This is a genomic window from Paraburkholderia sp. SIMBA_053 (genome assembly GCF_046534895.1).
Lineage (GTDB): Bacteria > Pseudomonadota > Gammaproteobacteria > Burkholderiales > Burkholderiaceae > Paraburkholderia > Paraburkholderia caledonica.
Genome location: NZ_JAWRXU010001827.1, coordinates 1 through 233, shown reverse-complemented (window position 1 = coordinate 233; position 233 = coordinate 1). Strand labels below are relative to the sequence as shown.

1 pseudogene is annotated in these 233 nt (G+C 62.7%); it reads left to right on the top strand.

Annotated elements, in window-relative coordinates:
• A pseudogene (locus SB753_RS41830) lies at positions 1 to 233 on the top strand (hypothetical protein); the annotation flags it as partial.

Genomic DNA, 233 nt, shown 5'->3' with positions numbered 1-233 from the left:
AACATCAACCTGGGCCAGACCAAGTCGCACCAGGTGATGGCTGATCTCGACGTGCGCTACGGCCTCACGGACCGCATCAGCGTCGACGTCGACGTGCCGTATGTCTACCGGCACAGCCAGTTCATCGTCGGCGGCGCGGGCGGCGCGGCGAATACGCTGTCCGACGCGTCCGTCAACTCGCACGCGATGGGCGACATGAACTTCGGGTTCTACTATCAGATCCTGAAGGAGAC